General features: G+C 39.5%; 12 protein-coding genes and 3 pseudogenes. 9 read left to right on the forward strand and 6 right to left on the reverse strand.

Annotated features, from left to right (window positions below):
• Nucleotides 1-365 precede the first annotated feature (365 nt).
• From GQR42_RS13835 to GQR42_RS13850, 4 genes are all read left to right on the forward strand, one after another.
• Entirely contained in the window at nt 366-674 is a 309-nt protein-coding gene (locus GQR42_RS13835) for a DUF6679 family protein (RefSeq protein WP_158200404.1), read from the forward strand.
• Nucleotides 675-958: 284 nt separating this feature from the next.
• Nucleotides 959-1,420: a cupredoxin domain-containing protein gene (locus tag GQR42_RS13840; RefSeq protein ID WP_158200405.1), complete on the forward strand. Its 462-nt coding sequence runs from the start codon at nt 959-961 to the stop codon at nt 1,418-1,420.
• Nucleotides 1,417-2,502, forward strand: a complete 1,086-nt coding sequence (cax, locus tag GQR42_RS13845) for a calcium/proton exchanger (protein ID WP_158200406.1) — start codon at nt 1,417-1,419, stop codon at nt 2,500-2,502. Before GQR42_RS13840 ends, cax begins: the two co-directional genes overlap by 4 nt.
• Nucleotides 2,503-3,255: 753 nt before the next feature.
• Nucleotides 3,256-3,552 carry a hypothetical protein gene (locus tag GQR42_RS13850; RefSeq protein WP_158200407.1) on the forward strand — a complete coding sequence of 99 codons (297 nt, stop codon included), beginning with the start codon at nt 3,256-3,258 and terminating at the stop codon, nt 3,550-3,552.
• Here the strand turns inward: GQR42_RS13850 and GQR42_RS13855 are convergent.
• Nucleotides 3,489-4,376: pseudogene (locus GQR42_RS13855) on the reverse strand (Rpn family recombination-promoting nuclease/putative transposase). The gene GQR42_RS13850 and the pseudogene GQR42_RS13855 sit on opposite strands and share 64 nt — an antisense overlap.
• 275 nt (nt 4,377-4,651) lie before the next feature.
• On the opposite strand from GQR42_RS13855, the gene cbiD reads away from it, so the two are divergent.
• The 4 genes and pseudogenes from cbiD to GQR42_RS13875 all read left to right on the forward strand — a co-directional run.
• Nucleotides 4,652-5,779: a cobalt-precorrin-5B (C(1))-methyltransferase CbiD gene (gene cbiD / locus GQR42_RS13860; protein WP_158200408.1), complete on the forward strand. Its 1,128-nt coding sequence runs from the start codon at nt 4,652-4,654 to the stop codon at nt 5,777-5,779.
• Between the two features lie 140 nt (nt 5,780-5,919).
• A complete protein-coding gene (gene guaA / locus GQR42_RS13865; protein ID WP_110579225.1) occupies nt 5,920-7,545 on the forward strand; it encodes a glutamine-hydrolyzing GMP synthase in 1,626 nt (541 codons plus the stop codon).
• A gap of 83 nt (nt 7,546-7,628) precedes the next feature.
• Nucleotides 7,629-8,870, forward strand: a complete 1,242-nt coding sequence (locus GQR42_RS13870; protein ID WP_158200409.1) for a DUF262 domain-containing protein — start codon at nt 7,629-7,631, stop codon at nt 8,868-8,870.
• A gap of 14 nt (nt 8,871-8,884) precedes the next feature.
• Nucleotides 8,885-9,499: pseudogene (locus GQR42_RS13875) on the forward strand (HEPN domain-containing protein); the annotation flags it as partial.
• A 14-nt stretch (nt 9,500-9,513) separates the two neighbouring features.
• On the opposite strand, the pseudogene GQR42_RS13880 reads toward GQR42_RS13875, so the two are convergent.
• The 5 genes and pseudogenes from GQR42_RS13880 to GQR42_RS13905 all read right to left on the reverse strand — a co-directional run.
• A pseudogene (locus tag GQR42_RS13880) lies at nt 9,514-9,978 on the reverse strand (DUF4351 domain-containing protein); the annotation flags it as partial.
• A complete protein-coding gene (locus GQR42_RS13885) occupies nt 9,948-10,109 on the reverse strand; it encodes a hypothetical protein (protein ID WP_158200410.1) in 162 nt (53 codons plus the stop codon). The gene GQR42_RS13885 and the pseudogene GQR42_RS13880, both read right to left, overlap by 31 nt.
• 10 nt (nt 10,110-10,119) lie before the next feature.
• The gene (locus GQR42_RS13890; RefSeq protein WP_158200411.1) at nt 10,120-15,282 is read right to left on the reverse strand and encodes a Calx-beta domain-containing protein; all 5,163 of its coding nucleotides are present in this window, start codon (nt 15,280-15,282) and stop codon (nt 10,120-10,122) included.
• 269 nt (nt 15,283-15,551) lie between these two features.
• Nucleotides 15,552-16,490, reverse strand: coding sequence for a DUF4351 domain-containing protein (locus tag GQR42_RS13895; RefSeq protein WP_158200412.1), 939 nt, complete (start codon nt 16,488-16,490; stop codon nt 15,552-15,554).
• A gap of 390 nt (nt 16,491-16,880) precedes the next feature.
• Complete coding sequence (locus GQR42_RS13905; RefSeq protein WP_158200413.1) at nt 16,881-17,801, reverse strand: DUF4351 domain-containing protein; 921 nt, start codon at nt 17,799-17,801, stop codon at nt 16,881-16,883.
• A 510-nt stretch (nt 17,802-18,311) separates the two neighbouring features.
• On the opposite strand from GQR42_RS13905, the gene GQR42_RS13915 reads away from it, so the two are divergent.
• Nucleotides 18,312-19,577, forward strand: a complete 1,266-nt coding sequence (locus tag GQR42_RS13915) for a DNA cytosine methyltransferase (protein ID WP_158200414.1) — start codon at nt 18,312-18,314, stop codon at nt 19,575-19,577.
• The last annotated feature ends 44 nt before the right edge of the window (nt 19,578-19,621 follow it).

Below are 19,621 nucleotides of genomic sequence, written 5' to 3' on the forward strand. Positions count from 1 at the left end.
ACTCTATAAGGGCGATTTTTTACTGGATCGCTGGGGCCGTCTAAGCTAAGACGTATTTAAATCGCTTATTCTTAGATTAGCCGAATCTCCCCCAATCTCTTTACTGTTGCCTCTTGCACTCTTGCAAGAGTACCTCATCTCAACAAGCAATTTAAATTACGAACAGCTTATTAATCGAATCGATGTCTTTGAAGAACGTAGCCCCAAACTGGAAACCTGACTTTTCTTACCCATTCTTGCCACTACTAGCGGAATTTTTCTCCCTTTTGTCTTATCCACGGGAATTTTTGAGCTATTGCTGAGATTGGCATTTTGTCACTTCCCGTTAGTTGAATCCAACAAAAGAAGCTGTTTAGGAGCAATTTATGTTACACCGCAAGATTTATCAATTCTGTATGGATGGTCAGGAAGTCTGCATTTTCTTGCGCGATCAGCAAAGATGGATTGATAATGCTCGTATTGTCGATCTAGAAAGCGATCTCGTCACCATTCGCTACGAAACAGAAGAAGAAGACGAGATTAGTTCTTGGGAAGAAATGGTGCGTTTAGAAAGTATTGGTGCGGTTAGCAGAAAACTGGCCTCGGTGTCGCGGACGAATCCTGATATTAATGTCTCGGAAGATTGTCCGGAAGCAGAACAACTTCATCCCCATTCTCCCGATAGCTTAGATTAGTTTTGTCGATTTAACTGACGGTGGCTAGAAGTTCCGAGGTTTTAACCATAGCCAAGGGACTTTTAGGGGATAGAAGGAAAGAGAGCCAGTAAGTAGGGAGGCACAATTATTTGTAGGATGGGTTAGCGCACTTCGTAACATGAGCGGGCGTTGGGTTTCATGCTTCAACCCAACCTACGTTCTTTTAGGGAATGGAAGGCGAGAGAGCCAGAAAGAATCACCACTTGTTGTAAAATTATCGTCAAAGCCGCCAGATTTTCTCTATTATCAGTTGCAGGAGCAAAATGAATTCTAATACCTACTTCGCTGGCCAGGATATCTATCAAAAATTTGTGGCAGTAGTAATAGTTTTAATTAGTTGTTGGTTAGTAACTTTTCCCGCCTTCGCTGGCTCCGCCCCTTTAGAAGTTAAAATTAGTCTAGGCTCTGGACAAGGAGAATTAAAATTCTTTCCTAGTCAATTAGACTTTGTTGCTGGACAAAAATACAAATTAATCCTCGATAATCCCAGTCCCACTAAACATTATTTTACCGCTAAAGACTTCGCCGATGCTAGTTGGACGCAGAAAGTTGCAGCGGGAAATGTGGAGATTAAAGGGGCAATTCACGAACTAGAATTAAAACCTAATGCACAAGCAGAATGGGTAATAGTTCCTCTCAAAACCGGTAAGTATAAATTAGTCTGTACTATTCCGGGTCATGCTGAAGCGGGAATGGTGGGGGAAATCGCCATTAATAACCCATGAATTTAAGAAAAATTGTCTCCTTTGCTTTCCTATTATTTATTCCCCTATCGGTGGTCGCTAGTCGTCTTAATTGGGGAGATCAAGCTATTTTTATCACTGCCGCTTTATCGATCATTCCCCTGTCAATTTGGTTAAGTACGGCCGTGGAAAGAGTTGCCGTAGTCACTGGGCCAACTTTGGGAGGATTAGTTAATGCTATCTTTGGCAATACTACCGCTTTAGTTATTGCCTTAATTGCCCTAAAAAAAGGCTTGGTGGACATCGTACAAGCCAGTATTACCGGTAGTATTCTCAGCGATTTATTATTATTTATGGGCATGGGAATGCTCACGGGAGGAATTCGCTACAAAGAGCAGGAATTTAAACCGATTTTAGCGCGGGTAAATGGTTCTTCCATGGCTTTAGCAGTAATAGCGATCGCTTTACCAACTTTGGTAATATATACTTCTAACGTGGTGGAAGTTGCCGATATTCTCAGTCTTTCCCTAGTCACCGCCACGGTTTTATTAATAGTTTACGGGTTAACTTTATTATTTTCCCTCAAAACCCATAGCTATCTCTACGAAGTGGGATTAAGTAACGAAAATACCCCCGACAATCAGGTTAGTGAGGAAGAAAAAGCTCAAGTCTGGATTTGGTTACTTGTCCTGCTTACTTCCACCGTAGCTGTAGCTTATGAGTCGGATTTATTTGTTAATGTAGTGGAATCGGTGATGGAAGGATTTAATCTCACTCCTCTCTTTATCGGGGTAATTTTCATTCCTTTAATTAGCGATGTTTCTGGAATAGTTACCGTCACTCAATTAGCCCTAAAAAATCAGATGGATTTAACGGTTTCCGTGGCTATGGGGGATAGTTTATTGGTGGCTTTATTCGTGGCACCTTTATTAGTTTTTATCGGTCAATTTTGGCAGCAACCGATGGATTTAAATTTTAATCCCTTTAACGTGGTGGCTTTGATTGTAGCGGTGGTTGTCACTAATTTAATCAGCTTTACCGGTCGTTCCAATTGGTTAGATGGAACCCTATTACTAGCCACCTATTTAATCTTGGCAGTGGCTTTTTATTACCATCCCACCTAGCCAAAAAAGAGATTCCGGTATTTTCTGAGATTGGGTGCATCTCATTTTTGTAAATCTACTAAGTTGGGATTTTAAAGGGGAAACTCTCTGCTATAGCGGTTTTCAGTTGAATGAGGTACAAAGGGATGACTAGGCAGGCTCTTGATTAGGCTCTTTAAAAGGGGTATCGCAATAACAACAATGGGTAAACCAATGATGAATGTCTTTCAACGTAATCTGACTAAGGGACTTGCGCTTTGATAATGTACCTTTTGGGCGAACGCAGTTCGCCCCTACATTGTGGACAAAATCCGTTACTGTCGGGGCGCAAAGCTTGCGCCCTCCGCGCGGAGGGGGTTTGCTGATCACCCTAAGTAGGGCGAGAGCCTTCGAGAGACCCCTTCCAATAAGGGACTTGCGCTTTGATAATGTGCCATCTGGCTGGTCTGATTCTTCTACAGAGCGATTTTCAAAGCTGGGATATTATTCCCACGCCAGTCCCTAAAGGCTTGAACGATCGCTTTTTCTAGATCGGCATATAGCGGTATTCGCTTGAGTGAGATACAGACCATCGTCTTGCCTAGACTGACTTATAGCTTGTTGCAGCATACCTCATTCGACTGCATACCGCTATATATCAAAGTTGTAGAACCCGATTCTAGCGTTTTTCAGTCTGCTGAGGTACAAAAGTTATGGGTTTTAGGCAAAAGGCAAGAGGCAAAAGGGAAGAAAAATAGGTGTACCTCACTAGCTTAGGAAACGCTATATAAATTCATGAAATCTTTTATACTTGACGATAGAGGAATTACAATAGCAGGAACAATGGGCTGCATACCTATAAACTTTAAGGCTTATTTACCAGCTGGTCTTCAAACAATTGACTTAGATATAATTGATACATTAGGAGAAATTTGGCGAAAATCTTGGCAAGATGTTCATGATGAGATGTGGCAAGAAACATTAAATAAAATTCAGACAGCAGATGCGGTTTTAGTTATTTTAGAACCTTATCGAGAGATTATTAATCCTGAAAAATACAATCTAATATTTTTTTTATTTTCTTCAAGATAATTAAACCAGTTAATTAAATCAGATTGAGAGGTAAAATCTAATAAAGCTTCTCCTAAATCTTCTAATTGTTCTAAAGATAATTCTTGAATTTTGTTGACCCAATCAGTTGAAATATTACCAACTCGGCGATTAATTTGTTTAAGAATTAGATTGGCTTCGCCTTTTTTAAAGCCTAAAATCTCACCTTCTGTGATTCCTTTAGCGAGAATTTCTTGATCAATAACCGATTCCTTCATAATTTCCTCCTTGAGCAATCTTTTAATGATAGATTGATTTAAAACTAACCCTGCAATAATACCAGTTGAGGCAGCAATGTTATTGCTCTCTATGTTATCAGAAATTTTTTCAATTTGACGAGCTACTTGTTGTAATACTTTTGCTGGATTATCAGTTTAAGACAACACCGCAAACGGAAGTAAACCTGATACATCTAGAAAAGTGTCACTGGGAACTTCCCAGAGTCTAACTACATTATAACGATGTTGTAGTTCTCATAACTCAAAGGTATTAATTTTGACAGCAGCAGATTGATTTTTTCTCAGATAAATAACCACTTGATAAACTCTTTTTTGAGGAAAACGAAGATAAATACTCAGACGATAATCAGCCATTCTAAAAGGAATATCTTCTTTCGGATCTGTCTGAAATTCGATGGGAAGAATTAAGTCTTCTGATTGTAAAAAAATCAAACTATCTACTCTAATTGGCTCTAGCAGTAACTCAGTCGGTTCCAACTCGGTTAATGCAATCGGTTCTCCCATTAACCAAGTGGCTATATCCCTTGAAAAAAGTGACGCTAAGGTTCGACAAACATTATCATACATTCTTTCATCATATCATAAATTAGTCTCATTGTAGAATTTGCCATCTCAATTGTTAAGCAACAATCGACCAAAGGGGTAGAGTTCGTAACTATTCTGATTGACTGGTATTACTTGAAATGCCCACGCAGATCACAAAATTGGCCAATTGCCAATAGCGTTTGAGATGCGCTCACCCCGGGTGGTGAGGATGTCAAAGAATGATCAAAAATAGCAGCGGTTGCCCCCTAGTTCTATAATCAGATCACGGCTAATTTGATTGGCTATCGACCCTATTCATGTCTATCTCCCCACCCCGTTCGGGTTACACTTTACCGGTTTTTGCCTGTGCCAGTGCGATCGCATCTCTCCAGCATCTTCACGGCGAAAATGAGCTAAATTCCGTTACTTTTAATCTTTTAGAACCGCCAGAAGCCGTTACTATTGCCATCGAACAAGTTGCCCGACTTAACCCCGATGCTGCCCTAGCTATCACCCGCAGCGATCCGGGGGACAATTTAGATTTAACTAGAAATACCCCTATATGGGCGTTAGTAGAAAGAAAGACGGGTAATCAAGAGATAGAGATTCAAGGCGGCGAAGGAATCGGCATACAGGTTGATAATGGCGGAAAATCAGCTATCTATAGTTATGCCCAGCGTCTCCTGCAAGAAACCCTCAGACCCCTGTTACTGCCCCAAGAAAGCATCAAAGTGACGATTATCCTTCCAGAAGGCAAAAAACTGGCCACAAGGACTTCTAACGCCGCTTTTGGGGTAGTAGAGGGATTATCTTTGTTGGGTACTACTGGCATTTCCCAACCCCTCAGCGCTCCCGGACAGTTGGAAATCTTTCGCGAGCAATTAAAAAATTTATCCCGTCGTTTCGATCGCTTGGTGTTTTGTATCGGGGAAAATGGCTTAGATTTAGCCCCTCAAATGGGTATTAATCCTGATATTTTGGTAAAAACAGCCAATTGGATCGGGCCGATGTTATTAGAGGCACAATTACAGGGAATCTCTGAAATTCTTTTGTTTGGTTATCACGGTAAATTAATTAAACTTGCCGGGGGAATCTTTCAGACTCACCATCATCTCGCCGATGGTCGTCGGGAAATTCTTACCGCCTACGCCGCTAAAATGGGTTTAGCTACCCCCCATCTCCAGCAAATTTTTGACAGTAGCACCAGCGAAAACGGTCTGGAATATCTGCGTCAATTAGACCAGCAAACGGGAGATAATTGGGTGGAACGCATCTATGGAGAAATGGCTAATACGATTGATCGCCGTTGCCAAGAATACGTTTATAACCACAGTAACGGTCATCTTAGCGTCGGTTGTATTTTATTCGATCGCTCTCGTTCTTTGATCAGCAAAAGCGAAAATGGCCTTAAATTTTTGCAAAATCTACAAGTCACTCCCCAGTGACCGTGCTATGATCGTGGGAATATTTAGTCTTAAAAAATGAAACTAATAAGGCCATACCATTCTAGCTTATTTTCAGAACAATAGCCGATTTAGTTCACAAATCTTTAACCTTTTCCTGTCAGTTTCTTTTCTTGATCGTAGTGACAACTCAAACCCCCCTTCCCACCCCCCAAGAGACTTTGCCCTCAGAGTCCTTCACTAATAGCCTTAATCGTCAAATAATCATCATTCTTGACTTTGGCTCCCAGTATTCTGAATTAATCGCCCGCAGAATCCGGGAAACGAACGTTTACTCCGAAGTTCTCTCCTATCGTACCAGTGCCGAACAATTGGCACAGATCAACCCGAAAGGAATAATTCTTTCGGGCGGTCCCAATTCCGTCTATGATCCTGGAGCGCCCCACTGTGATCCCGAAATTTGGAATTTAGGTGTACCCATCCTCGGAGTTTGCTACGGGATGCAGTTGATGGTACAGCAGTTAGGAGGCAGGGTAGAACGGGCAAAACGGGCCGAATACGGCAAAGCATCCCTATTTATCAACGATCCTACCGATTTATTAACCAATGTCGAGGACGGTTCCACCGCCTGGATGAGTCACGGGGATTCCTGCGTGGAATTGCCTGCGGGTTTTGAAATTCTCGCTCATACCGATAATACCGATTGTGCCGCCATTGCCGATCACAAGAAAAAACTCTTTGGAGTGCAGTTTCACCCAGAAGTTGTCCATTCTGTGGGAGGAATCGCCTTAATTCGCAATTTCGTCTATCATATCTGCAAATGCGAACCCACTTGGACCACGGAAGCTTTTGTCGAGGAATCGATCCGAGAAATTAGGGCAAAAGTGGGCGATAAGCGCGTTTTATTAGCTTTATCCGGCGGTGTGGACTCCTCTACCTTAGCATTCCTGTTACATCGAGCGATCGGTGATCAACTAACCTGTATGTTTATCGATCAGGGATTCATGCGTAAGGGTGAACCAGAACGATTAATGCAGATATTTAACGAGCAATTCCATATCGGAGTCCAGTATGTCAACGCTAGAAAGCGATTTTTAGCACAAGTGGCCGGTGTCACCGATCCCGAGGAAAAGCGCCGTCGTATCGGCCATGAATTTATTCAGGTGTTTGAAGAAGAATCGAATCGTTTGGGACCCTTTGATTATCTGGCCCAAGGGACCTTATATCCCGATGTGATTGAATCGGCCGATAGTAATGTGGATCCCAAAACCGGGGAAAGAGTCGCGGTTAAAATTAAAAGTCATCATAACGTTGGTGGACTGCCGAAAAATCTCCGGTTTAAATTAGTCGAACCTCTGCGAAAATTATTTAAGGATGAGGTGAGAAAATTAGGTCGATCGATCGGTCTTCCGGAAGAAATTGTTCGTCGTCAACCTTTCCCCGGCCCTGGTTTAGCGATTCGCATTTTAGGGGAAGTCACCGCAGATAAATTAAATATTTTGCGCGATGCAGATTGGGTAGTGCGCGACGAGATTAATAAGCAGGGAATGTACCACGATTTCTGGCAAGCTTTCGCGGTTTTATTGCCTGTCCGCAGTGTGGGAGTGATGGGAGATCAACGCACCTACGCTTATCCCATTGTCCTCCGGTTAGTCAGCAGTGAAGACGGAATGACAGCAGATTGGTCGCGGGTTCCCTATGATTTATTGGAGACAATTTCTAATCGCATTGTCAATGAAGTTAAGGGAGTTAACCGCGTGGTTTATGATATTACTTCTAAGCCCCCCGGAACTATAGAATGGGAGTAGTTTTGTTAGATTAGAGTCAATCCCGTCCAAATATTGGGGCGGGATTTTTGCAGAATAGACAATTGAGGAGATTAATTACTACCATGACACAGTTAGAGCTTTTAGAAGACAGAGAAGATGTGGATTTTGCGGAAGAAGAAGAAGATATTGAAGGAGAATCAGCAAGCGAAAAAAAGCTACAACTCAAAGAAATCTCCGAGACTGTTGTTGCTGGAAGTGATTGGACTACCGCAACGATCCGCGATCAATTAATTCGAGAAAATATTCAACTCAATCCGCGCTTTCAAAGACGAGATGCTTGGAATATTACTCGTAAAAGTCGATTTATTGAATCCCTAATTCTAGGGTTTCCAGTCCCACAGATTGTCTTAGCTACTAATAATAAGGAAAAAGGTAAATTTATCGTTCTTGATGGCAAACAACGCCTACTAACAATTTTACAGTTTTATGGTGACAGTGCCACACCTAATAATAGTTTTACTTTAAAAGATTTAGAATTTCTAGATAATCTCAATGGCTGCCAATATCAAGATATAAAAAATGACTTCAATTTGAATGATATCTTAGACCAACTGGATAATCAAACTATCCGCACGATTGTTATCCGTAATTGGAAAACCGAGAGTTTCCTCCATAAAATTTTTCTGCGTCTCAATGTGGAAAATACCCCTTTGTCTTCTCAAGAATTAAGACAAGCATTACACCCAGGGGGTTTTATTAATTTTTTAGATGATCGAGCGATCGAAAGTCAAGCATTAAAGAAAATATTTAAATCTTCCTATCCCGATTTCCGGATGCGCGACACTGATATACTATTGCGTTATGTAGCTTTTCATTATTATTTATCCGATTATCGCGGTAATCTTAAAGTATTTCTTGATAATGCTTGTGTCTCGCTTAATGATCAATGGGATCAAAACTCAGAAGAAATCAAAAATATTATTGATCAATTTGAAAATGCTGTTCAGACAACGATTAATATTTTTGGAGAGAAAAACTTTTCCCGTCTCTGGCTGCCTGAATCGGCAACTTATCGAAGTCAGTTCAATCGAGCAATTTTAGATGTGATGGTTTTTTACTTTTGTGATGATCTAATTAGAGCAGCTGCCGAGAAAAACAAAGAACAGGTAGAAGACGCATTTAAAAGTTTATTTCTTCCTGCCGTTGATCAATTTAAAAATGCTGTATTAATTAGTACAAATACTAAACAATCAACCTATGATCGTTTTCATTTATGGGGTCAAGCTTTATCAGAAGTATTAGATATTAACTTCAATATTCCTCAGATGGAAGACAATCGTATTATTTTTAAGGGGTTAAGATAGTTAGTTTTTTTATTATGCCGAAATCTCCGATATTTAGACAACTAACCAAAGAATTAAATCGACTAAAAAAACAATTCCTACCTCGTAAATTCAGCGAGATAAATAACTATTCTGAAAGACAATTGGCTTTAACTCTTGCCTATCGAGTTTTCGCTCATGCTGAGATTGAATCCTATCTTGAAGATCGAGTTTGGGATACTGTACTGGCAGCAAAAAAGATCTGGGATAATCAAGGTAAAGCTAGTCGAGTTTTGTTATGTTTAATCGCTTTTTCTGGTCAAGAAATGGAAAATCCTCCCGATACCATTACTCCTCTTAAAGGTAACAAAAATGTGCCTGAAGATAAACTAAAAATAAATAAAAAAATTGACATGGCGATTGGATGTTTTAAATCAGTTATTGATCAAAATCATGGGATTAAAGAAACTAACCTATTAAAATTACTCTTACCAATCGGCATCGATAGTGACGATTTAGATCAAGTTTGGTTAGCAAACATGAATACTTTTGGAGAAGAACGCGGTGAAATCGCTCATTCCTCAGCAATAAAAACGAAACAACCGCCTAACCCTGCCGACGAATTAGAGAGAGTTAAACAAATTATTGAAGAATTAGAAAGAGTCGATCAAAGGAAGTGTTGGTTTCAGTCATGGTTTTGGGATAACCAGTGGAGCAAATCTGCCTCATTTTCAAAGTCCAGGAGAGCTTCTCCCAAGTCTTCCAATTGCTCAACAGATAATTGACGGACTTGTTTCTCGACACTGGTTGTAACTTGACCGAGACGGCGGTTTAGTAAGCGTAATACCAGGGTGGCTTCACCTCGCTGCATTCCCAATCTTTCCACGCTAGTAATATAAGGCATTCTCGTTTCCTCCTCTAGTTGACGGATTTTACTCTCTAAACTTGACTGTAATTCAGTAGATAAAGTCATCATATTGTCGATGATTTCAAACAGTTTAATTATCTGTTCCCTCTCAAACTCCTTTTCATATAATCCCCTGATTAACTGCCACTTCCACTGTTCCCGTTCTGGCAGCTTCCCAGTAGTCGCTTTTGTTTTCAAGTGTGCCATCACTATTATAGCAAAGGGATTACCACTTGATTCCAATTAGTCACTGATAACTGGTAACTGATAACTGTATAAACTTTGTCAGCGAAACGTTTTTTTGTCTTAAAGTCCAGAAAACGGGTTTCTTCAAGAAACCCGTTTTCTAGTCCAATTAAAACCACAGAGGACAAAGAATTAACCTTAAACTAATACAAATATATCAGAGGCGGAAATACTCGGTTTAGAACTAAGAGTTGCAATTTGAATAGCTGCTAGTGTATCTGTCCCGTCCCCATCAAAGAATAGTCCTCCAGTGATTGTATTATAAATTAAGCGATTGCTGGCATTTAATGCAGTTGTTCCTAATACAAATTGAGCGGCTGTAATCGCAACTCCTGCGGCTAAACCACCGCCAAAACCCGCAGCAGAGAGAGCAATTTTATCCCCCTGACTGGAGAGAAAATCAGTAATTGTATCAATCCCTTCATTGCGGTTGTTAAAGGTGAATTGATCGCTACCTGCACCCCCTGTTATGGTATCCTTACCTAAGCCACCAATTAGAATATCATTGTCCAGAGTACCAGTGAGAATATCATCGTTTGATGACCCGATAATGGGTTCTGGGACGTTAGCAGAAACTGCTAGACTACTAGCTATATTGGGTAAGGGATTACCAATCTGATTATCACCATTAAAATCTTGTTGGAAGTTGGTTTCTTGAGTAAAAGCTTCCGATGAGTTTAATCCCCACCATCCAGTGGAAGATTGCCAATTCCAATTACTATCTAATGTCCACAGATGCAGATAATTACCATCGTTATATTTCCACAAAACTTGATTGACTCCGTTGACGGTTTCTGCTGCTAGAGTTTGCCAACCCGGATAGATATTTGTGGTAATCTGAGTGGCACCAATTTTAATGGCGATGGGGTTATTATTGCCAATTTGGGTGTAAAGTTTGTTAGTCGCGTCTTTGACTAATTTGGTGTTACCGAAAGTTTCGATTGGGGTGAAGGGTTGACCAATGACTCCATCGCTATTAAAATCTTGTTGGAAGTTGGTTTCTTGAGTAAAAGCTTCCGATGAGTTTAATCCCCACCATCCAGTGGAAGATTGCCAATTCCAGTTACTATCTAAACTCCACAGATGCAGATAATTACCATCGTTATATTTCCACAAAACTTGATTGACTCCGTTGACGGTTTCTGCTGCTAGAGTTTGCCAACCTGAATAGGTATTTGTGGTAATCTGAGTCCCACTTATATTGATGGCAGTGGGGTTATTATTGCCAATTTGAGCGTAAAGTTTGTTAGTTGTGTCTTGGACTAATTTGGTGTTACCGAAAGTTTCGATTGTGGTGTAGGGTTGACCGATGATTCCATCACCGTTAAAGTCTTGTTGGAAGTTGGTTTCTTGGGTGAAAGCTTCCGATGAGTTTAATCCCCACCATCCGGTGGAAGATTGCCAATTCCAGTTACTATCTAAACTCCACAGATGCAGATAATTACCATCGTTATATTTCCACAAAACTTGATTGACTCCGTTGACGGTTTCTGCTGCTAGAGTTTGCCAACCCGGATAGATATTTGTGGTAATCTGAGTCCCACTTATATTGATGGCGATGGGGTTATTATTGCCAATTTGGGTGTAAAGTTTGTTAGTCGTGTCTTGGACTAATTTTGTGTTACCGAAAGCTTCGATTGGGGTGACACTGACATCATCATTGGTAATTGTTCCTAATCCTTCATTATCTGTAATCAGCGCATTGCTAGGATTAGAAAGGTTAATCAAGAAAGTCTCATTCGGTTCAATTGCAGTATCACCATTGACGGAAATAATAATATCTTGGCTGATTTGTCCCGGGGTAAAGGTGAGAGTCCCTGTTTTAGCTATATAGTCGCTTCCTGCTGTTGCTGTGTTATTAGCAGTGGCATAATTTACGGTAATTGTTTGGGTACTTGTGGTTGACAATGTAACTTTAAATACCAGATTGTTTGTTCCTGAATTGTTTTCTGCAATTGTCGGATTTGAGATAGTAAAGAATGGTCTATTCCAATCGGCTGCTGTCCAGGTTGTTGTTGCTTGCCAAGTTTGGGGTGTCCATTCATCAATACTTTTCCAAGCATCTCCTGACCATTTAGTTGTAGCTTGCCAAGCGTCATCTACCCAATAGGCAGCTGCATCCCAAAAATTGTTGATTTCGGTTGATTGTGCAGTTGCATTTGATGTTTGACTCAATGACTGAAGTGCTAGATTGGAAGAGGAAGTATTTCCTGTTCCAAAAATGAATTCTAAGGTCTTCCTCGATACTCGAATAATAGCATCATACGCATCTGGTAACCATGATTGCATCGCATCATAGGCTTTTTGTAATGATGTTTGTACTATAGTAGATAATGTTTCTAAAGTTGAGATAATATTATCGAAAGCGTCTTTGAAGGTTCCGGCGGTCTTTCTCGCATTTTCGGTTGTTCCTCGAAATCCCAAAGCAGCCGCTAGAAGCGGATTGAGTGTTTTTGCGACGGCAAGTTGAAGGACTGAATAATCAGCATCAGGCAAATATGTAAACCAGTAATCACTTAAATCAGTGGTATTTCCGTTGGCAACTTTCCGAATTAAATCTGTCGGCTTTGACAAATTAGTTCTTGTAATAGTTTGATTTAAAACGGGAACTGAATGTTTTTTAAGAGTAATTGCAGATCTTAGTTGTGAATATTTTTCTAAGTTCCAGACTCCACTCAGATATTTTGAACCTGCCATGCTAATTAAATCAGCCGAAGTTATGTAATGGGTTACACCTAAGTTATTAGTAGCATTTAAATTGATGCCGGGTTGTTGAGAAATACCCGGACTATTGAAAGTAACAATCTTTCCGAGTTGTCCTGTATAACTACCTCCTACCCACTGACTTAATGCACCGCCTAAACTATGTCCTGTAATATTAGGTTTTAGAGTCAAGCCGCTTACAGGATTAGTTACTTCTGAAAGCCATTGATTGACTGCGGCTTTATTGTTAGTAAATTGATCATAGCCAATTCCTTGGGTGGTTGCATCACTTAATAGATCTTGGAGGCTTTGAGTACCCTGAATCGCTAAAACAGGAGGTTTAGCAAGGTCATAAATTGTGCCATTAGTGAAGGTATAGGATTGATTGGCGCTGGTGAGTTGGTTGATTAGATTCTGTCCAGCAGTATAGGCGGCGGTATTGTTACCGCCTGAAGTGTTGGCAATATCTTGCAGTAAGTTATTGCTATTGGATGTAAATTCATTAGCATTAAGGGGATTGGCTAAAACCAGAAAGAACTTTTCATCAGAAGTTAAACCAAAAGCATCAAATCCTGTGGTAGAATCTTTGAAGACTTTATTGATACGATAGCCTTCGTAACCCAGGTCACTATAGTCATATTTCTTATCTACTTCTTTACCTTTGTCCGTATCTGTCCAATCACGATAAGCGGTATCTTTGGCCAAAATCTCAAAGGTTTGGTCGGTAGGAGGCGCACTTCCTAAAACGGTAATTTCTATTTGTTTGCTGGTTTCTCCTGGGAAAAAGGAGAGGGTTTGTTTGACAACATTGTTAAAATCTTTTAATTGGGTAGAGTCTATTGAATTGGCACTTCCATCAAGGGTATAGTAATCAACGGTTATGGGTTTATCATAGGTTGAGGACAGTTTAACCTCGAATGTAAGAACTTTTGTTTGATTAGTCCCTGCGGGAATATCGACCCACGCATTACTGACTGATATCGTTGGTTTAGGTGGAGGATTAGGAGTGGGTGGGAGTGCGGTAAAAGTGCCAGCATCAAATATATTTGGATATGTTGGATGTATTGGATTTGCTATCAATTTACCACCAATTGTCCAGCTGTATTTGTCTGTAGTTGGATGTTCATCTGGGTTTCCATACCAAACTCGGTTCGCCGTATTTCCACTAATAATACTATTTGAACTCCATGTACCCGTATAATGATTGTAAATACCACCACCTAAGCCGGCACTATTGCCAGTAATAATGTTATTCGTTAATGTTAATGTTCCATTAGCATTACTAATCCCCCCTCCCCATACATAATCACCAGTATTACCAGATATTATATTGTTGGTTAATGTTAATGTTCCAGTGCCCTGGGAAATTCCCCCTCCAGAATTACCAGATATTGTATTGTTGGTTAATGTTAATGTTCCACCATATTCGTTGTCAATCCCCCCTCCTACATTAGCCGTATTACCAGATATTGTATTGTTGGTTAATGTTGCACTTCCAGCGTTGCGAATTCCCCCTCCATCATAATTAGCCGTATTACCAGTTATTGTATTGTTGTTTATTGTTAATGTTCCCTCGTTGGAAATTCCCCCTCCATAAACAGCCTTATTACCAGTTATTGTATTGTTGGTTAATGTTGCACTTCCAGCGTTAAAAATTCCCCCTCCATAATAATTAGCCGTATTACCAGTTATTGTATTGTTGGTTAATGTTAATGTTCCAGAGTTGTAAATCCCTCTTCCTGCTTTATTGCTGATATAGAGATTATTTAATGTAACTCCAAGTTGACTAGCGTTAGAGTTAATTATAATTCTATTATTATCATTTTGCCTAGGGATAGGACTAGCATTATTAACAATAGAAGCTAGTGCTGTTCCATCAGCTTCAATGGTAATCGTACCTTTCGTCCCCAAACTGCGATCGCCTGTTGTCGTATTATTAACATAAGTCAATTCATAAGTCGTTCCTGATTTCAGCTTAATAATATAGGGAGTATTAGGACTTGTGTTAGCAATTGTAACAGCATCCCGCAAGGATAAACCAGTGCCAATAGTGGCACTTCCATCATTCTCATCTATAGTAGTATTGACGATTAAAGTAATTGGTGCTGCTTGTTCAACCCCTATAAATTGTCCCCCTAAATTAATAACAGAACGATCATCTTCTGTTTGAATATAAGTTAACTCAGCCTCAGTTAAATTAACCCCTCTCACCAGATGAGAAAATAATTCTCCCTCATCCCCCACCGTATCTACCCTATTAACTTGAGCATCCACATAATGCCCAATTTCTTCTAAAATCACCTTAACTAGCGATTCTGAGGAAGCAACATTCAAAAAAGACTCTGATAGATAAATTTTATTAGTGCTAACCGCATAAGCACCCTTCGCTGTCCCTAAAACTTCGCCACTGAGTACCTCAATTGGGGGAAGTTGACTGAAATTGCGACTTTGCCACTGATTTCGTAATTCTGTTGCCTTAACCACATCATAACTTGTGCCAAAAGCGATTGCCAAATTAGCCCAAAAATCATCAGATTGAGCGAAATTAAACAAAATATCGTCAACAGCAGGAAGAATCGGCAAAAGAGAAGAAGTCATGACATTAACTGCAAAGGTTTATTGCTAACAGTTTTAGCTCAACAAGTGTCGATTTTTCAAGACCCCTGTAACAGAAATTAATATTACCAGAAAACGGGTTTCTCAAAGAAACCCGTTTTCTAAATAGTTTCTCAAAGAAACCCGTTTTCTAAATGCAGAAAACGGAAATTAACATTTATTACCAGAAAACGGGTTTCTAAATAGTTTCTCGAAGAAACCCGTTTTCTCATTTGTTGCGAAGATGCGATCGCTAACGTCAAAGCTAGGCATTATAAAGTATTTAACCAAGTGATTAAATCTTCAACCCTAGAGAAATCGAATAAAGCTTCTCCTAATACTTCGACATCATCAATACTTAACTCCATAATTTTAGTTTCCAATGAAGGATTAATCTCCCCTAACTTGCGTTTAAGTAGGCGAAGAATCAATGTCTTTTCCCGTTCAATACCTTGTTCAATACCTTGTTCAATACCTTGTTCAATACCTTGACGCATCCAACTGGTGGTAATTTGCATAACTCCCTCCTGTACGGGTTGACTAAATGTGCTAATCTCTTCTTGAAATTGTATCTCTTCGACCGGATTTAGATTGAGATAAGTATCAATAAATCCAGAAATTAATTGCATTTTCGCAGGATTTAACCTTAAAGTAATTAACAAGCGCAGACATTCCGCTTTTACCTTGGCTCGCTCTTTCTCGGCAATGTTCATCTTAGCCATCAAAGCTGAAGCAACCGGATTCGACTGATTGAGAAAATCTCGCCAATTTAATCGATTTAATTGCACTACTTGATAGTTAAATTCTAATACCTTAAAATCGGGAAAATCGACTACATATTGACTAATCGCTTCTCTTTTTGGCTTTGAATAAGAAAAAATTACAATGGGATAAATCGGTAAGACAAATTTCTCATGAAAGCGAGCAAAATAAGTAAACATTCGCCGATTAAACCACTTTCGCGAACTTTCCTGCGCCTCTACATGAATCAGAAAAAAAGATTCTTTTCCTCGAAACTTAACCTGTGCGACTAAATCGCTTTCATGTCTTTCTCCTTCCGTGACATCGGTAAATACTTCTTTGTCTAAAAAAGTAATCGAGTCCCTATCTAAATAATCCATTAATTCAGGAAAAAATAACTCGATAAATTCGACAAAAAAGGTGGAGATTAACTCCTTAAATAAGCGGTCATGGTCAATATTATTAGTCATGTAATATCATCTTAACTAATCGGAGCGATGAATGACTACTCTTCTCCATTGTATTCTGAAAAGTCGGTTTTGGCAACGGATTGTTATGACCTCACCCCCTTAACCTACAGCTATTGCCAAATTCGCCCAAAATCCATCAGATTGAGCTAAATCGAACAAAACATCGTCAACAGCAGGAAGGCTCGGCAAAAGGGTAGAAGTCATGACATTAACTGCAAAAGTTTATTGCTAACAGTTTTAGCCCAACAATCGCCAATTTTTCAAGGGTGCTATCACAAAAATTAACATTTACCAGAAAACGGGTTTCTCAAAGAAAACGGGTTTCTAAATAGTTTCTCGAAGAAACCCGTTTTCTCATTTGTTGCGAAGATGCGATCGCTAACGTCAAAGCTAGGCAGTTAAAGTATTTAACCAATTGATTAAATCTTCAACCGTAGAGAAATCGAATAAAGCTTCTCCTAATGCTTCGACATCATCAATACTTAACTCCATAATTTTAGTTTCTAATGAAGGATTAATCTCCCCTAACTTGCGTTTAAGTTGACGAATAATCAATGTCTTTTCCCGTTCAATACCTTGTTCGATACCTTGACGCATCCAACTGGTGGTAATTTGCATAACTCCCTCCTGTACGGGTTGACTAAATGTGCTAATCTCTTCTTGAAATTGTCTCTCTTCCACTGGATTTAGATTGAGATATGTATCAATAAATCCGGAAATTAATTGCATTCTTGCCGCATCTAACCTTAAAGTAATTAACAAGCGCAGACATTCCGCTTTTACCTTAGCTCGCTCTTTCTCAGCAATGTTCATCTTCGCCATCAAAGCTGAAGCAACCGGATTCGGTTGATTGAGAAAATCTCGCCAATTTAATCGATTTAACTGCACTACTTGATAATTAAATTCTAAGACTTTTAAATCAGGAAAATCGACTACATATTGACTAATCGCTTCTCTTTTTGGCTTTGAATAAGAAAAAATTACAATCGGATAAATCGGTAAGACAAATTTCTCATGAAAGCGAGCAAAATAAGTAAACATTCGCCGGTTAAACCACTTTCGAGAACTTTCCTGCGCCTCTACATGAATCAGAAAAAAAGATTCTTTTCCTCGAAACTTAACTTGTGCGACTAAATCGCTTTCATACCTTTCTCCTTCCGTGACATCGGTAAATACTTCTTTGTCTAAAAAAGTAATCGAGTCTCTATCTAAATAATCCATTAATTCAGGAAAAAATAACTCGATAAATTCGACAAAAAAGGTGGAGATTAACTCCTTAAATAAGCGATCATGGTCAATATTATTAGTCATGTAATATCATCTTAACTAATCGGAGCGATGAATGACTACTCTTCTCCATTGTATTCTGAAAAGTCGGTTTTGGCAACGGATTGTTATGACCTCACCCCCTTAACCTACAGCTATTGCCAAATTCGCCCAAAATCCATCAGATTGAGCTAAATCGAACAAAACATCGTCAACAGCAGGAAGGCTCGGCAAAAGGGTAGAAGTCATGACATTGACTGGAAAGGTTTATTGCTAACAGTTTTAGCCCAACAATTCCCAATTTTTCAAGGGTGCTATCACAAAAATTAACATTTATTGCAAGAAAACGAGTTTCTCAAAGAAACCCGTTTTCTCAGTTTCTCCTAGTGTTCACCACCTGATGAGATAAACCCATCAGATTGAGCAAAATTAAACAAAACATCGTCAACAGCAGGAATAATCGGCAAAAGAGAAGAAGTCATTACATTGACCGCAAAGGTTTACTGCGACAATACAGTATAATGAAAAGCAGACAATAGAGAACTAATTATCAAGGTGAAACATAGACCAATTGCGATCGATTTATTTGCTGGCTGTGGTGGGATGTCCCTTGGTTTAGAAGCGGCAGGATTTGATATTGCTATAGCAGTAGAATTTGATGCAGTGCATTCCTTGGTTCATCATTTTAATTTTCCTTACTGTCAAACTATTTGCCGGGATATAGCCAAAGTAACCAGTAGGGAAATATTAGACTTATTAAAACTAAAAGGCTATGCCACCGATGTTAGTTTAATTGCTGGTGGTCCCCCCTGTCAAGGTTTTTCACTTATTGGCAAACGACAAATAGATGATCCTAGAAATTCCCTAGTATTTCAATATCTGCGAATTGTCAAGGAAATTAAACCCAAGTATTTTATCTTTGAAAATGTCCCCGGCATGGCTACGGGTAAACATAAACAATTTTTAGAGGAATTAATCTCTGAATTTGAAGCTATTGGCTATAAAATTGATCAACCAATTAAAATCCTTGATGCTAGTGAATACGGCGCACCTCAAAAGCGCAGAAGATTAATCTTAATTGGTAGTCGAAAAGACGTGACAATGGCTACATATCCTGCTATTTTGTCAGGAGAAAAATCAGCTTTTACCAGCGTCTATGATGCCATCTCAGATTTAGAATTAATACCGGCCTTTATCGATACTGATTTAGGCATACCCGCATCAAAATTAGATTATAGTGGCAAGAGGAAAAAATATTCAGTGCAGCCAAGGGATATTTTTAAACTTTGCCATCAAAGAACAGTAGATACAAAAATTTATGGACATATAGGCTCAGTTCATACTCAAAAATCAATTGATAGATTTATCGTAACCGAACCGGGTACAGTGGAGCCAAAAAGTCGCTTTTTAAAGCTTTCCCCCACTGGATTATGCAATACTCTCCGCGCCGGAACAAATAGTGACAAAGGGGCTTATACTGCTCCTAGACCTATTCACTATTCTATTCCCCGTTGTATTACTGTTCGAGAAGCTGCCAGACTGCATACATTCCCCGATTGGTTTCAGTTTCACCGCACAATATGGCATGGTTTTCGTGAGATTGGTAATGCGGTTATTCCGCTATTATCGAAAGAACTTGGTGATGCTGTGATGAGAGCAATGAACGTCAATACTGCCAATCTCAACCGAGTTATTTTAGAAAAAATGCCAGCCGAATTATTACTATATAATATGTCTCAGGCATCAAACTATTGGGGAATCTCTGATGATGTTATCCCGAAAAGAAAACGAGGTGTCTCTCAGAGGTTGGTCAGTATTTAAATTATACCAAATCAGTTTTTAATAGTACGATTAACTGCCTTTTT

Origin of the sequence: Microcystis aeruginosa FD4, from assembly GCF_009792235.1 — a bacterium.
GTDB classification, from domain to species: Bacteria; Cyanobacteriota; Cyanobacteriia; order Cyanobacteriales; family Microcystaceae; genus Microcystis; species Microcystis viridis.

Coding starts and splice junctions, on each gene's coding strand:
- GQR42_RS13835 (WP_158200404.1), top strand. CDS start 366: ATGTTACACCGCAAGATTTATCAATTCTGTATGGATGGTCAGGAAGTC.
- GQR42_RS13840 (WP_158200405.1), top strand. CDS start 959: ATGAATTCTAATACCTACTTCGCTGGCCAGGATATCTATCAAAAATTT.
- cax (WP_158200406.1), top strand. CDS start 1,417: ATGAATTTAAGAAAAATTGTCTCCTTTGCTTTCCTATTATTTATTCCC.
- GQR42_RS13850 (WP_158200407.1), top strand. CDS start 3,256: ATGAAATCTTTTATACTTGACGATAGAGGAATTACAATAGCAGGAACA.
- cbiD (WP_158200408.1), top strand. CDS start 4,652: ATGTCTATCTCCCCACCCCGTTCGGGTTACACTTTACCGGTTTTTGCC.
- GQR42_RS13870 (WP_158200409.1), top strand. CDS start 7,629: ATGACACAGTTAGAGCTTTTAGAAGACAGAGAAGATGTGGATTTTGCG.
- GQR42_RS13890 (WP_158200411.1), bottom strand. CDS start 15,282: ATGACTTCTTCTCTTTTGCCGATTCTTCCTGCTGTTGACGATATTTTG.
- GQR42_RS13895 (WP_158200412.1), bottom strand. CDS start 16,490: ATGACTAATAATATTGACCATGACCGCTTATTTAAGGAGTTAATCTCC.
- GQR42_RS13905 (WP_158200413.1), bottom strand. CDS start 17,801: ATGACTAATAATATTGACCATGATCGCTTATTTAAGGAGTTAATCTCC.